Source organism: Pseudomonas sp. AAC (assembly GCF_000725445.1).
Taxonomy (GTDB): Bacteria; Pseudomonadota; Gammaproteobacteria; order Pseudomonadales; family Pseudomonadaceae; genus Pseudomonas; species Pseudomonas citronellolis.
Genome location: NZ_KL647094.1, coordinates 1,230,145 through 1,243,070 on the forward strand (window position 1 = coordinate 1,230,145; position 12,926 = coordinate 1,243,070).

At 70.3% G+C, this 12,926-nt stretch carries 13 protein-coding genes; 4 read left to right on the forward strand and 9 right to left on the reverse strand.

Annotated elements, in window-relative coordinates; all coding sequences use genetic code 11:
• Positions 1–117: 117 nt before the first annotated feature.
• From FG99_RS05245 to FG99_RS05260, 4 genes are read left to right on the forward strand one after another with little or no spacing between them, the layout of a single operon-like run.
• Entirely contained in the window at positions 118–1,266 is a 1,149-nt protein-coding gene (locus FG99_RS05245) for an MlaE family ABC transporter permease (RefSeq protein ID WP_024128234.1), read from the forward strand.
• Complete coding sequence (locus FG99_RS05250) at positions 1,260–2,051, forward strand: ABC transporter ATP-binding protein (protein WP_178132241.1); 792 nt, start codon at positions 1,260–1,262, stop codon at positions 2,049–2,051. The genes FG99_RS05245 and FG99_RS05250 overlap by 7 nt, the downstream gene beginning before the upstream one ends.
• Positions 2,052–2,990: an MlaD family protein gene (locus FG99_RS05255; RefSeq protein ID WP_009618444.1), complete on the forward strand. Its 939-nt coding sequence runs from the start codon at positions 2,052–2,054 to the stop codon at positions 2,988–2,990.
• On the forward strand, positions 2,987–3,607 hold the full coding sequence (locus FG99_RS05260; RefSeq protein WP_043267747.1) for an ABC-type transport auxiliary lipoprotein family protein: 621 nt from the start codon (positions 2,987–2,989) through the stop codon (positions 3,605–3,607). Before FG99_RS05255 ends, FG99_RS05260 begins: the two co-directional genes overlap by 4 nt.
• Before the next feature lie 199 nt (positions 3,608–3,806).
• Here FG99_RS05260 and FG99_RS05265 read toward each other — a convergent pair whose 3' ends face one another.
• The 9 genes from FG99_RS05265 to hflK (FG99_RS05305) form a co-directional block, all read right to left on the reverse strand.
• The gene (locus tag FG99_RS05265) at positions 3,807–4,832 is read right to left on the reverse strand and encodes a Fic family protein (RefSeq protein ID WP_043267749.1); all 1,026 of its coding nucleotides are present in this window, start codon (positions 4,830–4,832) and stop codon (positions 3,807–3,809) included.
• A 90-nt stretch (positions 4,833–4,922) separates the two neighbouring features.
• Positions 4,923–5,690, reverse strand: a complete 768-nt coding sequence (gene cobF, locus FG99_RS05270) for a precorrin-6A synthase (deacetylating) (RefSeq protein WP_043267995.1) — start codon at positions 5,688–5,690, stop codon at positions 4,923–4,925.
• A gap of 2 nt (positions 5,691–5,692) precedes the next feature.
• Positions 5,693–5,950 (reverse strand): hypothetical protein, encoded by a 258-nt coding sequence (locus FG99_RS05275; protein WP_009618451.1) that lies wholly within the window; start codon positions 5,948–5,950, stop codon positions 5,693–5,695.
• Between the two features lie 103 nt (positions 5,951–6,053).
• Positions 6,054–6,257 (reverse strand): hypothetical protein, encoded by a 204-nt coding sequence (locus FG99_RS05280; RefSeq protein ID WP_009618454.1) that lies wholly within the window; start codon positions 6,255–6,257, stop codon positions 6,054–6,056.
• A gap of 69 nt (positions 6,258–6,326) precedes the next feature.
• Positions 6,327–8,297: a cation-translocating P-type ATPase gene (locus FG99_RS05285; protein WP_043267751.1), complete on the reverse strand. Its 1,971-nt coding sequence runs from the start codon at positions 8,295–8,297 to the stop codon at positions 6,327–6,329.
• Positions 8,298–8,309: 12 nt separating this feature from the next.
• On the reverse strand, positions 8,310–8,798 hold the full coding sequence (locus tag FG99_RS05290; protein WP_237142622.1) for a hypothetical protein: 489 nt from the start codon (positions 8,796–8,798) through the stop codon (positions 8,310–8,312).
• A 99-nt stretch (positions 8,799–8,897) separates the two neighbouring features.
• Positions 8,898–9,923 carry a protease modulator HflK gene (gene hflK, locus FG99_RS05295; RefSeq protein WP_043267755.1) on the reverse strand — a complete coding sequence of 342 codons (1,026 nt, stop codon included), beginning with the start codon at positions 9,921–9,923 and terminating at the stop codon, positions 8,898–8,900.
• Complete coding sequence (gene hflC / locus FG99_RS05300; RefSeq protein WP_043267756.1) at positions 9,916–10,941, reverse strand: protease modulator HflC; 1,026 nt, start codon at positions 10,939–10,941, stop codon at positions 9,916–9,918. Before hflC ends, hflK (FG99_RS05295) begins: the two co-directional genes overlap by 8 nt.
• Positions 10,938–12,911, reverse strand: coding sequence for a protease modulator HflK (gene hflK, locus FG99_RS05305; RefSeq protein ID WP_043267758.1), 1,974 nt, complete (start codon positions 12,909–12,911; stop codon positions 10,938–10,940). The genes hflC and hflK (FG99_RS05305) overlap by 4 nt, the downstream gene beginning before the upstream one ends.
• Between the last annotated feature and the right edge of the window lie 15 nt (positions 12,912–12,926).

Sequence of the window (12,926 nt, forward strand, 5' to 3'; positions counted from 1 at the left end):
AAAATCGTTGACCGAACTATTAAATAGCTTGCTAACAATGTCAAGAAACATCCTGTAACCGCCCTGAGTGGAAGGCGACGGATGGTCTCGTCACACAACTCCGCTAGACTCCGTGGGATGACCGAAACCGCTCAAGCCGGCCAGCTGCGCCTGGACACCTCCGCCTCCCCGCCACTGCTGCAAGTCAGCGGCGACTGGACGCTCGCCCATTTCGCCGACCTGCAGCGCCAGGTCGGTGCCCTCGACGGCCAGCGGACCCACGCCGGGGGCTTCGACTTCAGCCGGCTCGGCGCCCTCGACACCGCCGGCGCCAGCCTGCTCGCCGACCTGATCGGCGCCAGCGGCCTGCAGCGCCTGGACGAGATCGCCGCCGAGGTGCCCAGGGAGCGCCGCGACCTGCTGCGCGCGGTGGGCAGCTCCATCACCCAGTGCCGCCTGCACGAGAAGAAGCCGCCGCCAGGCAACGCCCTGGTCGACCTGCTGGAACGCATCGGCCGCGCCATGGAGGTCTTCTGGAAGGACCTGGTGGGCGTGCTCGGCTTCATCGGCCTGACCCTCGAAAGCCTGGCGCGCTGCGCCCTGAACCCACGGCGCTGGCGGCCCACCTCGCTGGCCGCGCACATGGAGCAGACCGGCCTGGACGCCGTGCCCATCGTGGCCCTGCTGACCTTCATGGTCGGCGCCGTGGTGGCCTTCCTCGGCGCCACCGTGCTGAACAAGTTCGGCGCGGCCATCTACACCGTCGACCTGGTGGGCTTCTCGTTCCTGCGCGAGTTCGGCGTGCTGCTCACCGCCATCCTCCTCGCCGGGCGCACCGCCAGCGCCTTCACCGCGCAGATCGGCTCGATGAAGTCGAACCAGGAGATCGACGCCATCCGCGCCCTGGGCCTGGACCCGATGGAACTGCTGGTGCTGCCGCGGGTGCTGGCGTTGCTGCTGGTGCTGCCGCTGCTGACCTTCCTGGCGATGCTCTCGGGCATCGTCGGCGGCGGCGTGGTCTGCGCGCTGTCGCTGGACATCTCGCCGCGCATGTTCATGGTCATGCTGCAGAACGACATCGCCGTGCAGCACTTCCTGGTGGGCCTGGTGAAGGCGCCGGTGTTCGCCTTCGTGATCGCCGTGATCGGCTGCCTGGAAGGCTTCCGCGTCAGCGGCAGCGCGCAGTCGGTGGGCGAGCACACCACCTCGGCGGTGGTCCAGTCGATCTTCGCGGTGATCCTCATCGACGCCATCGCCGCGCTGTTCTTCATGGAGATGGGCTGGTGAGCGAAGAAGCCATCATCCAGGTCCGCGACCTGTGCAACCGCTTCGGCGACCACGCGGTGCACGAGCACCTGGACCTGGACGTGCGCCGCGGCGAAATCCTCGGCGTGGTCGGCGGCTCCGGCACCGGCAAGTCGGTGCTGCTGCGCGCCATCATCGGCCTGCGCCGGCCCCAGGAGGGGCAGATCCACGTGTTCGGGCAGAACCTGCTGGAACTGCCGCCGGAGCAGCGCTCGAAGATCGAACGGCGCTTCGGCGTGCTGTTCCAGAACGGCGCGCTGTTCTCCTCGCTGACCGTCAGCGAGAACGTCTGCCTGCCGCTGATCGAGCACGCCGGGCTCACCCGCGACGACGCCGAGTACCTGGCCAAGGTGAAGATCTCCCTGGCCGGGCTGCCGCCGGAAGCCGGCGACAAGTATCCCGCGGAGCTGTCCGGCGGCATGGTCAAGCGCGCAGCCCTGGCCCGCGCCCTGGCCCTGGACCCGGACATCCTGTTCCTCGACGAGCCCACCGCCGGCCTCGACCCGATCGGCGCGGCGGCCTTCGACCAGTTGATCCTGACCCTGCGCGAGGCCTTCGGCCTCACCGTGTTCCTGGTCACCCACGACCTGGACACCCTCTACACCATCTGCGACCGCGTCGCCGTGCTGTCGCAGAAGCGCGTGCTGGTGGTCGGCAGCCTCGACGAGGTGGCGGCCAACCCCGACGCCTGGGTCCAGGACTATTTCCACGGCCCGCGCGGCCGTGCCGCGCAGCAGGCGGCGGACCGCCTGCGGGAGGAGAACTGAATGGAAACCCGCGCCCACCACGTGGTCATCGGCCTGTTCACCGTGCTGGTGGCGGCCGGCGGCCTGCTCTTCGGCCTGTGGCTGGCCAAGAACAGCAGCGACCAGCAGTACAACTACTACGACGTGATCTTCACCGAGGCGGTGACCGGCCTGTCCCAGGGCGGCACCGTGCAGTACAGCGGGATCAAGGTCGGCGACGTGGTCAGCCTGCGGCTCGATCCGCGCGACCCGCGCAAGGTGCTGGCGCGCATCCGCGTGTTCGACCAGACGCCGATCCGCCAGGACACCCGCGCCAAGCTGGCCATCACCGGGGTCACCGGCACCGCCATCATCCAGCTCAGCAACGGCTCGCCGGAAAGCCCGCCGCTGGTGGGCAAGGACGGCCAGGTGCCGGTGATCAAGACCATCCCCTCGCCGCTGAGCAAGCTGCTGGCCAACGGCGAGGACATCGCCACCAACGTCAGCAACCTGATCAACAACGTCAACCGCATGTTCTCCCAGGAGAACGTCGACCGCATCAGCCGCACCCTCGACCACATCGACCAGGCCACCGCGGTGATCGCCGAGCAACGCGGCGACATCCGCCGCACCGTGCAGGAACTGGCCGCGGCCAGCGAACAGGCCAAGCTGACCCTGGCCAACGCCAGCCAGCTGCTGGGCAACGCCAACCAGTTGCTCGGCAGCCAGGGCAAGGATTCGCTGGTCAGCGCCCAGCAGACCCTCGCCGCGCTGCAACGCAGCAGCGAGAAGGTCGAGCGCCTGCTCGACAGCAACTACGACTCGGTCAACGGCGGGCTGAACGGCCTGGGCGAGATAGGCCCGGCGGTGCGCGAACTGCGCGCCACCCTGGAGAACCTGCAGCGGGTCACCCGGCGCCTGGAAGAGAACCCGACCAACTACCTGTTCGGCGGCAACCGCACCAAGGAGTTCCAACCATGAAGGCCCCCCTGCGCCTGCTCGGCTACAGCGCCCTCGCCGCCCTGCTCGGGGCCTGCTCGATCCTGCCCAAGGCGGAGACCCCGGACATCTACCTGCTGCCGGCGCAGCAGCAACCGCCGCGCGCCACCCCGGCGGTGGACTGGTCGCTGCGGGTGCTGGCGCCCAGGACCAGCCAGGTGCTGGACAGCAACCGCATCGCCGTGCAGCCCAGGGGCGACCTGCTCAGCGTCTACAAGGGCGCGCGCTGGGCCGACGGCGCCCCGCCGCTGCTGCGCGACCGCCTGCTCGACGCCTTCCGCGCCGACGGCCGCATCCAGGCCCTGAGCAGCGACGAAGTCAGCCTGCAGGCCGACCTGGAACTGGGCGGCGACCTGCGCGCCTTCCAGGCCGAATACCGCGACAAGGGCGTGGAAGCGGTGGTCATCCTCGAAGCCCGCCTGGTGCGCAGCGCCACCCAGCGCATCGTCGCGACACGACGCTTCGAGGTCCGCCAGCCGGCCGCCGGGGAAAAGGTGCCGGAAGTGGTCAGCGCCTTCGGCCAGGCCACCGACCGCCTGGCGGCAGAGGTGGTGGGCTGGACGTTGCAGCAGGGGCAGGCGCAGAAGTTCGAGCGGTGAAAAACCGCCCCCCATGGCACGTAGGGCGCATAACGCCCGCGGCGTTATCCGCCGTTTGGCCTCGGCCCCCGGCGGCGCCAAGGCCAACCGTGGCGTTGGCTGTGGCCCCGGCGTATCGGCGTATAACCGCGAACGGTTATACGCCCTACGGAGCGCCTTTCGTAGGATGGGTTGAGCGAAGCGATACCCATCGCCACGGCTAGTCGGAAACCCGCCTGCGCCGACCCGGATCGGTCAAGCGATAACACTGCAGGGGACTGCGCGGAGAATCTGGTTGGGTCATTTCCAGCAATCCGGACGCCATCGCCGGCCCCAGGTAGTTCTTCCGGAAGGTTGGCCGGTGCGACAACCCCAACCTGCGCATGATTTCCGAGGACTTGAGGGCTTCTCCCTTGTTGAAAGCCTGCAACAGCTGTTGCACGCTCTCGTTTACTTGATCGGTAACTTGATCGCTTACTTGTTCGGTCTGCGCGACTTCGTCCATGGCTGCCAGTAATGCCCGCAACATGTAGTCAACGAAGGGCGTCGCCTGTGCAACATGATCTGCCTCGGCCAAGGCCGCGTAGTAGGCCTCCTGCTGAGCATGGATGACCGTCTCCACCGGCAAGTAAGCCAACAGCGGATTCCAGCGACTGAGTATCAAGGTCTGCCAGAGTCGTCCCATGCGCCCGTTGCCATCGGCGAACGGGTGAATGAATTCGAACTCGTAATGAAAAACACAACTCGCCAGTAGCGGGTGCCAGTCCGTATGGCCCAGCCACTCCAGCAACTGCCCCACCAGCGTCGGGACACGGTTGGCCGGCGGCGCCATGTGTAGCAGTTGGTCACCCCGGTAGATGCCGACACCACCCTGTCGAAAATGCCCCGCGTCGTCGATGAGCCCTTCCATCAGGCTGGCGTGGGCTGCCAATAGATCGGGTTGAGAGGTCGGGTGCCAGGAAGGCAGGTATTCATAGGCGCGAAAGGCATTGCGCACTTCCTGGATTTCACGGGGCAATCCCAGCACCCGCTTCCCCTCCAGCACGGCAGTGACCTGCTCGACGCTGAGGGTGTTGTTTTCGATGGCCAGAGAGGCCTGGATGGTACGGATACGGTTGCCGCGCCGTAGTTGAGGCGTCAATGCCGAGTCGCCACCCACCGAAAGCCGACCGACCCGCTCGCAGATTTCACCGACCAATCGCAGCAGTGAAGCGGAAAGGGCAAGCGGTGGTTCATAGGCCTTCATGGCGATATCGGGTCCGAGTCTGCGCAGGCATCCGAAGCGATAGTGCGTACATTGACGGCACTGCCACCCGTGGCAAACACCGAGCGCACATTATTGATTCTCCACCCGCCGCAACAGATAGGTATCCATGATCCAGCCATTGGCCTCGCGGGCCTTCAGGCGCGTGTCGCGGATGTGTTCGGCGACTTCGTCCAGGCGGCCGGCGATCAGCAGTTCGTCCGGGGTGCCGACGTAGGCGCCCCAGAAGATTTCCAGGTCCTGGCCGCGCAGGCCGGTGTAGCTGTCCTGGGCGTCGAGCATCACCACCACGTCCTGCACGCCGGCGGGCAGGCCTTCGCGGGCCAGGCGGCGGCCGGTGGTGATCTGCACCGCGCCGCCTATGTGGTTGAGCGGGATGCGGTGGCGCGCGGCCAGGGCCTGCACGCTGGTGATGCCGGGGATGACTTCGTAGTCGAAGCGCAGCCGGCCGCTGGCGAGGATGGCGTCGAGGATGCGGATGCTGCTGTCGTACAGCGCCGGGTCGCCCCAGACCAGGAAGGCGCCGCATTCGTCTTCGGCCACGTGCTCGTCGATCAGCCGCTCGAACAGCGCCTGCTTGGCCGCGTTGAGGTCCACCACGCTGCCGGCGTAGTCGGCCACGCCGCGCTCGCGCTCCGGCAGTTCGGCTTCCACCACGCGGTAATCGCCGCGCTCGACGTAGCGCTCGCAGATGTCGCGGCGCAGGTCGAGCAGCTTGGTCTTGCTGGCGCCCTTGTCGAGCAGGAAGAACACGTCGGCGCGGTTCAATGCCTTGACCGCCTGGAGGGTCAGTTGCTCGGGGTCGCCGGCGCCCACGCCGATCAGCAGCAGTCGTTTCATGGTCATTTGCAATGGTAGGGGCTTTCGCCTTCCAGTTCCTGGTCGGCGTCGATATCACGGATGATCACCGTGGCCTTGGGATAGCTGGAGCAGAGCGCGTTGCGCACCGTGTAGATGCCGCTGCCCTGGGCCAGGAAGGACTTCTTGTTGAGCTTCTGCCCGTTGGCGTCGACGGCGTCTATCTCGTAGTGGCCGCCGAAGGTCTTGCAGCCGCCCAGCACCAGCAGGCTGGCGCCGAGCAACAGGGGAATCGCTTTCATTGCCTCTCCTTGTCTGCGACCGGCAAAGGTGCGAGCCGGTCATTCTGAGGATGTCGGGCCTGTTTCGACAAGCCCGGCGGCCATTTGCTCCCCGCCGGGGCGCTCAGCGCTTGCCCATGGAGCGGCGCGAACCGCGGGGCGCCGGCGGGCGGCGTACATCCTTGTCGTGGGCCTTGCGCGGCTGGTAGCCGGCGGCGGCGTCCTTCTGCGCGGCGAGGGCGGCGCGGGTCAGTTCGGCCAGGGACAGCGGGGCCTGGGCCGGGGTGTCCGCGCTGTCGTCGCGCGGCGGCTGTTGCGAGGAAGTCATGATAGAGACCGGGTGAAAGATGCGGAAACGGCGCCCATCATACCCGATAGGCACCGTGCCCGCTGCTCCTCAGGCGCCGACCGGCTCCCCGGTGGGCCCCGCCGGGCGCGCCTGGCCGAGGCTTTCGTCGAAGCGCAGCAGGCGCCCGGCGTTGCCCAGCACCAGCAGGGTGCTGAGGTTGTGCAGCACGGCGGCGATCATCGCCCCGGCGGCGCCGAGCAGGCCGAAGGCAGCCGCCGCGACTATGGCCAGGGTCCAGCCCAGGCCGATCGCCACATTCACCTGCAGGGTGCGCCGGCACTGGCGGCTCAGCCGCACGCAGGTGCCCAGGCGGCGCAGGTCGCTGCCGATCAGCACCACGTCGGCCGAGGCCAGGGCGATGTCGGCGCCGCCGGCGCCCATGGCCACGCCCACCACGCCGGCCTTGAGCGCCAGCGAGTCGTTGATGCCGTCGCCCACCACCAGCGGGCGGAAGCCCTTGTCGATTTCCTCGCCGACGCGGTGCAGCTTGTCTTCGGGCAGCGCCTGGGCGCTGACTTCGGCGATGCCCACCTCGCGCGCCACGCCTTCGGCGACGCTCTGGCGGTCGCCGGTGAGCAGCAGTTGGCGGCCCAGGCCCAGTTCGCGCAGCTCGGCCATGGCCTGGGGCGCTTCCGGGCGCAGGCTGTCGGCCAGCAGCAGCCAGGCGCGGAAGCGCCCGCCCAGGGCCAGGCCGGCGATGGGGCCGTCGTGCTCGGGCACCGGCGCGGTGGCGATGCCCAGTTGGGCGAACAGCTCGGGCCGGCCCAGGGCCGCCTCGCCCTGCGGGGTGTGGGCGATGACGCCCAGGCCCTGGCGTTCGCGGATGTCCTCCAGCGGGTGGTAGGCATCGTGGGGCACCAGCGCGGCCAGGGCGCGGCTGACCGGGTGGCTGCTGGCCGCGCCCAGGCTGGCGGCCAGTTGGCGCAGCGCCGCCGGGTCTTCCCCGGGCTCGCCGCGCAGGGCCTGCAGGCGCAGGCTGCCGTGGGTCAGGGTGCCGGTCTTGTCGACCACCAGCGAGGTCAGGTCGGCCAGTTCCTCGAGGAAGGCCGAGCTGCGGATCAGGATGCCGTGGCGTGCTGCCACGGCGATGCCGGCGATGGCCGTGGCCGGCGCCGAGAGCACCAGGGCGCAGGGGCAGGCGGCGACCAGCACGGCGAGCATGGCCTGGGGGTCGTTGGTGACGAACCAGGTGACCGCGGCGATCAGCAGCACCAGCACCATGTAGCGCCCGGCGTAGCGCTCCAGCAGGCGGGTGATCGGCGGCTTGGCGCGCTCGGCGCGCTGCATCAGGGCGATCACCTTGCCCAGGGTGGATTCCTCGCCGGTGCGCGTCACCTCGATGCGCAGCAGGCCGTCGAGGTTGATGGCGCCGCCGTAGACTTCCATCCCGGCCTGCGCCTCCAGCGGCACCGACTCGCCGGTGATGGGCGCGGTGTCCAGGCTGGCCTGGCCGTCCAGCACCCGGCCGTCGGCCGGCACGCGGTCGCCGGCGCGCACTTCCACCTGGTCGCCGGCGCGCAGTTGGGCGTTGTCCACTTCCTCCACGGCGCCGTCGGCGCGGATGCGCCGGGCCTGGCTGCGGGTCAGGCGGCCGAGGGCCTCGATGGCTTCCTGGGAACCGATCACGCTGCGCTCCTCCAGCACGTGGCCGAAGATCATGATGATCGGCAGCAGCGCCGCGGTCAGCAGGTCGCCGGTGGCCCAGGCGCCGAGCATCGCCAGGGCGATCAGTTGGTCGGTGATGCCGTGCAGGCTGGGGTGGCGCAGGCTGGCGGCGGCCGAGCGCAGCACCGGCACCGCCACCAGCAGCGAGGCGACGCCCAGCAGCATCTGCGCCACGCCTTCCTGCTGCGGCGCCAGCCAGCGCCAGAGCAGGCCGAGCAGCAACAGGCCGAGGGCGAGCATGGCCAGGCTCAATTGGCGGGCGGCGGCGCGCTGCTCGTCGCGGCTGAGCATCGCTCCGGTGAGATGGCCGTGGCTGTGGCCATGGTGATGGCCGTGGTGGTGGTGTGCGCTCATCTATCGCTCAGGTCATTGGCTCGACGCGGTCTCGTCGTCCTTGAGGAGGGTGGCCCGGGGCGGGAAGCGGGTGTCCGGGCGCTGTACGTATTCCTCGGCCTCGGCCTCGGTCAGCACCCAGATCTGGTTGACCTGGCCGCTGAGGCCGCTCTTCAGGGCGACGAACTTGTCCTTCAGCTGCGGCATCAGGCCGTTGACGATGAACAGGTTGTTCTCGTTGCGGATGCGCACCGAGACCGCCACCGGGTAGCTCACGGTCTTCTGGTACAGGCCCAGGCTGACCACCTGCTTGAGCAGGTTGGGCTTGGGCCGCTTGAGGGTGATGACCGGGAAGCTGGCGCTGTCCACCACGCCCACCAGCATGCCCGAGGGCAGTTCGCGGCCAGCCTCGGCGGCGCCGGCGCCGAGCAGCAGGCCCAGGGCCAGCAGCAGCGCGCCCAGGGGGCGCCAGCGGTTGCCCCGCGACGAAGTGGAAGAGTGCCGGTAAGCGACAGCGTTCATGGAGTGTCCCGCCCTAGGTGTTTTCTCGGAATGTGGGTGTCGGGCCCGCGGCCCTCGGCGAGCCTAGCGCGTCCGTGTGACATCTGTCCGCCCATTGCTTCACGGCTGCGGCCCCTGGAGGATCAGGCGGCCGGCGTCGCGGGGGTCGACGGTGGTGACCGCGCCGGCCTTGCCGAGGATGCCCGGCACCCGCTCGCGGTACAGGCGCAGCAGCAGGCCGGGGTCCTGGCTGGCGGCCAGGCTGGCGATGGTCGCGGTGTCGGCATGGGCCTTGGCCAGGCGCTCGCCGGCCTGGGCGCGGGCCACCTGCAAGGTGCGGTCGGCGGCCTGGGTGGCCGCCTGGGTCTGCCGCGCGGCGTCGTTCTGCGCGCTGGCGACGTTCTGCTCGGCCAACTGGCTGGCGGTGAGCACGGCGTTGAAGGCGCTCACCGCCTCGCGCGGCAGCGAGGACTGCACGTCCACCCGCTCGATCTCGATGCCCAGCCCGCTGCCGGCGGCGGCCAGTGCCGCCAGGCTCTGGTTGATGCCCTGCTGCAGGTCGCCGCGCAGGCGCTCGCGGCGCTCGGCCACGGCGCTGTCGCTGCCGACCAGTTCGGGGCGGGCGACCAGGATGGTGTCCAGGTCGCGGGCCGCGCACACGCTCACGGCGTTGCGCGCCACCAGGCGGTCGAGCGCCGGCAGCACGTGCTCGCCCTGGAGCACGTAGGCGTAGGGGTCGACCACCTTGTAGAACACCCGCACGTCCAGTTGCACGACGCCGGCATCGCCGGTCAGCAGGTAGCCGGAGCCGGCCGTGGCGTCGTTGACCAGGCTGACGTCGAGGTCGGCCTTCTGCGCCTGGGCCGAGCGCAGCAGGGTTTCCACCCGGCGCTCGATGACGCGCTCGGCCGCCGGCAGCAGCACCACCTGCTCGAAGGGCCGCGGCCAGGCCAGCAGCAGGCCGGGGTTGGCGATGCGCTGCAGGGCGCCCATGCGCAGCACCACGGCGCGGCTGTCCGGGCCGATCTCGCGGACGTTGGACAACGCCCAGCCGAGCGCCGCCAGCAGCGTCACACCATAGAGCGCGACGAACGCCAGGCGCCCGGCCTGCAGCCAGGGGCTGCCGCCCTCGCCGCGCTCACTCATGCTGCGCACCCGGCTTGGGCGCCGGCAGTTGCGGCGGGCCGTCCACCAGCACGCGGAAGGGCGCGGCGTCGGTGCGCAGGACCAGGCGGGTGCCGGAGTTGACGATGGTGCCCAAGGTATCCAGCGAGCGCAGCAGGTTGTACAGCTCGGGCGAGCCGGCGTAGGCCTTGGCGTAGATGTCCGCAGCCTCGACGCGGGACTGCGCCTCGATGTCGGCGGCCTTGACCGTGGCGTCGGCCTGCAGGATGCGCGCGTCGCGCTCGGCGGCGGAGCGGATCTCGGCGGCCTTGCGCTTGCCCTCGGCGGTGCGCTCGGTGGCGATGGTCTCGCGCTCGGCGCGCATGCGGTCGACGGTAGCGCCGAGGGTCACCGAGGGCAGCGTCAGGCGTTCGATGCCCACCTGCAGCACACGCACGCCGTAGGTGTCGCGCAGGGTCTTGTCGATCTGCCCGCGCAGGCGCTGCTCGAAGTCGGCGATGCGCACCTTGCTGCCGTCGGTGTTCACCAGGTCGGCCAGGTCGAAGCCGCTGGCGGTGGTTTCCAGGGCCGAGCCGACGAAGGTGCGGATCTGCCGCGCCGCCTCGTCGGGCTGGTTCTGCACCGCGCGCATGAAGCGCTGCACGTCGTCCCCGTCGGGCTGCACCTGCCAGGCCACGTAGGCCTGGACGATGATGCGCAGGCCGTCGCGGGTGCCGACGTCCTGCAGGCCGCTGGAGGTGGTGCGCAGGCGCAGGTCCACCGGGATGGCCGCCTCGAACGGCACCGGCAGGCGCCAGGCCAGCCCCGGCTGCAGCAGCACTCGCACCGGGTTGCCGAAACGGGTGACCACGGTCGCCTCGCCGGAGCGCACCTGCACCAGGCAGGCGGTGGCGGCGGCGAACAGCACCAGCAGCGCGGCCAGGCCGATGCGCCGCCAGGGCAAGGGCCCGGCGCCGCCGTGCTCATGCTCGTGAGGGTGGTGGCCGTGCTCATGGTCGTGGTCGTGGTGCGCGTGGTCGTGGCTGTGCGACGAACTCAAGGGGCGAGCTCCTGTTTGGCCGGCTTGCGCGCCGGGTCGAAGGGCGCGGTGAAATAGCCGCGCAGGTCGAGGGTCGGCGCATCGTCGGCGCCCAGTCGATGGTCGATGACCAGGGCGTTGGCATTGCCCAGGCCCTGGCCCAGGCGGGCGAAATACTGTTCCAGCAGGAACGACTGGCCGGCGTCCTGCCAGGCCTTGCGCTCGGCGCCGAAGCGCAGGTCGGCGGCCCGCGCCGCGGCCAGCGTCTCGCGGGCGTCGGCATTGGCCTTGTCCACCGCCTGGCTGGCGGCCAGGCGGGCCTCGTTGCCCTGCTCGGCGGCCTTGCCGCGCTCGCGGGCGATCAGGGCCTGGGCGGTGATCTGCGCCGCCTGCACGCCATGGTAGGCGTTCGCCGCGCCGGCCGGCGGGTGAATGGCCTCGACCACGGTGGCGAGGATTTCCACACCGCTGTGCAAGTCATCGAGGTCGGCCTGCACGGCCTTGCCGATGTCCTGCGCCAGGGCCTCGCGCTCGCCGCCGAGGACGCCGTCCAGGGTGCGCGAAGCGAAGTCATGGACCAGCACACGGCTGGCGGTGCTGCGGATCAGCGCCGGCACGTCGGCGCTGTTGTAGGTCGCCGCCAGGGCCGCGGCATCGTCCAGGCCGATGCGGTAGACGAAGCGCACGTCCATGTTGACCACCTGGAAGCTCTGCTTGCCCTCCGCGGCGCTGGCGATCACCTGGGATTTCTCGCTGCGGTGGGAGGCGTCCCACAGGCGGTTGGCGCTGTCCGGCGCGGGGCCATCGGCCGGGCCCGGCGGGTCGGCGACGGCGGAATCGCCGGAGGTGGCCAGTTCGTGGATCACGCCATTCTCCACCGCGATCACCCGCCCGAACGGCCAGGGCAGGCCAACATGCAGGCCCGGCTGCAGCACCGCCTCGGGCTTGCCGAAGCGCTCGTAGACACCGCGGCCGTCCAGGGACACCTCGTGTATGCCGCTGAGCAGCCAGCCGACCAGCGCCACCAGCGCGGCCACCGGCAGAAAGGCGCGGCGCATGAAGGCGAAGGCCCAGACCTGGCGCAGGTCGATGCCGAAGAGCTGCTGCAGCTCGTCCTGCAGGAACTGCAGCGGCCGCGGCGGCCAGCGCAGTTGCCCGGCCACCAGGCTGCGGGCGACCAGGCGCGGCTCCTCGCGCTCGCGTTGCGGCAGGAAGGCGGAAAACACCGCGCGCGCCAGCAGCTCCACGGCCACCGCGGCGGGCAGCAAGCCGAGCAATACTAGCAGGCGCACCGGCCAGAGGTTGTCGGCGCTGGCGAACAGCAGGCCGGGCAGCGACAGCAGCTGCACGGCGATGACCAGCCGCAGCAGCGGCGCCAGGGCGGCGGCTTCCGGCCACTGGGCCTCGCCGCTGGCGGCGAAGTGACGCTCCAGCACCAGCAGGCCGAAGGCGCCCAGCAACAACAGCCCGGCGCCGACATAAGCCGCCTGGCCAAGGTCGGCGCCCGGCAGCGCCAGGCTCCAGCCGGCGCGGATCACCAGCAGCGCGGCGACGCAGAGCCCCGCCAGCCAGAGCGAGCCCGGGCCGATGCGCCGCAGCAGCGAACGGATGCCACGGCCGATGCTGTCGAGGAAGCGGTCATAGGCGCTCAGCGCCTCGGGGGCTAGCGGTTCGTCCGCCGTCTCACGCCCGCCGAACCAGCGCAGCGAAGGCTCCTGTCCCAGGGCGCGCGCCCGCCAGGCGTCGACGCGCCAGGCCGACTGCGCCGCCGCGGCCAGCAGCAGCAAGGCCGCGGCGTTGTTGCACAGCAGCGGCAGCCAGGGCGAACGGGCGGCGAACAGGCCGATGAGGATCGCCAGGAGGAACAACAGCGCGGCCAGCAAGCCGCTGCCCAGGGCCAGGGCGAACAGGCGCCGGGCATGCACCGCGGCCTGCTGGAAGCGCGGCAGCGCCTGCAGGTCCTCGCCCGCGGTGTCCAGGTCGACTCGCATCACAACTCCAGAGGC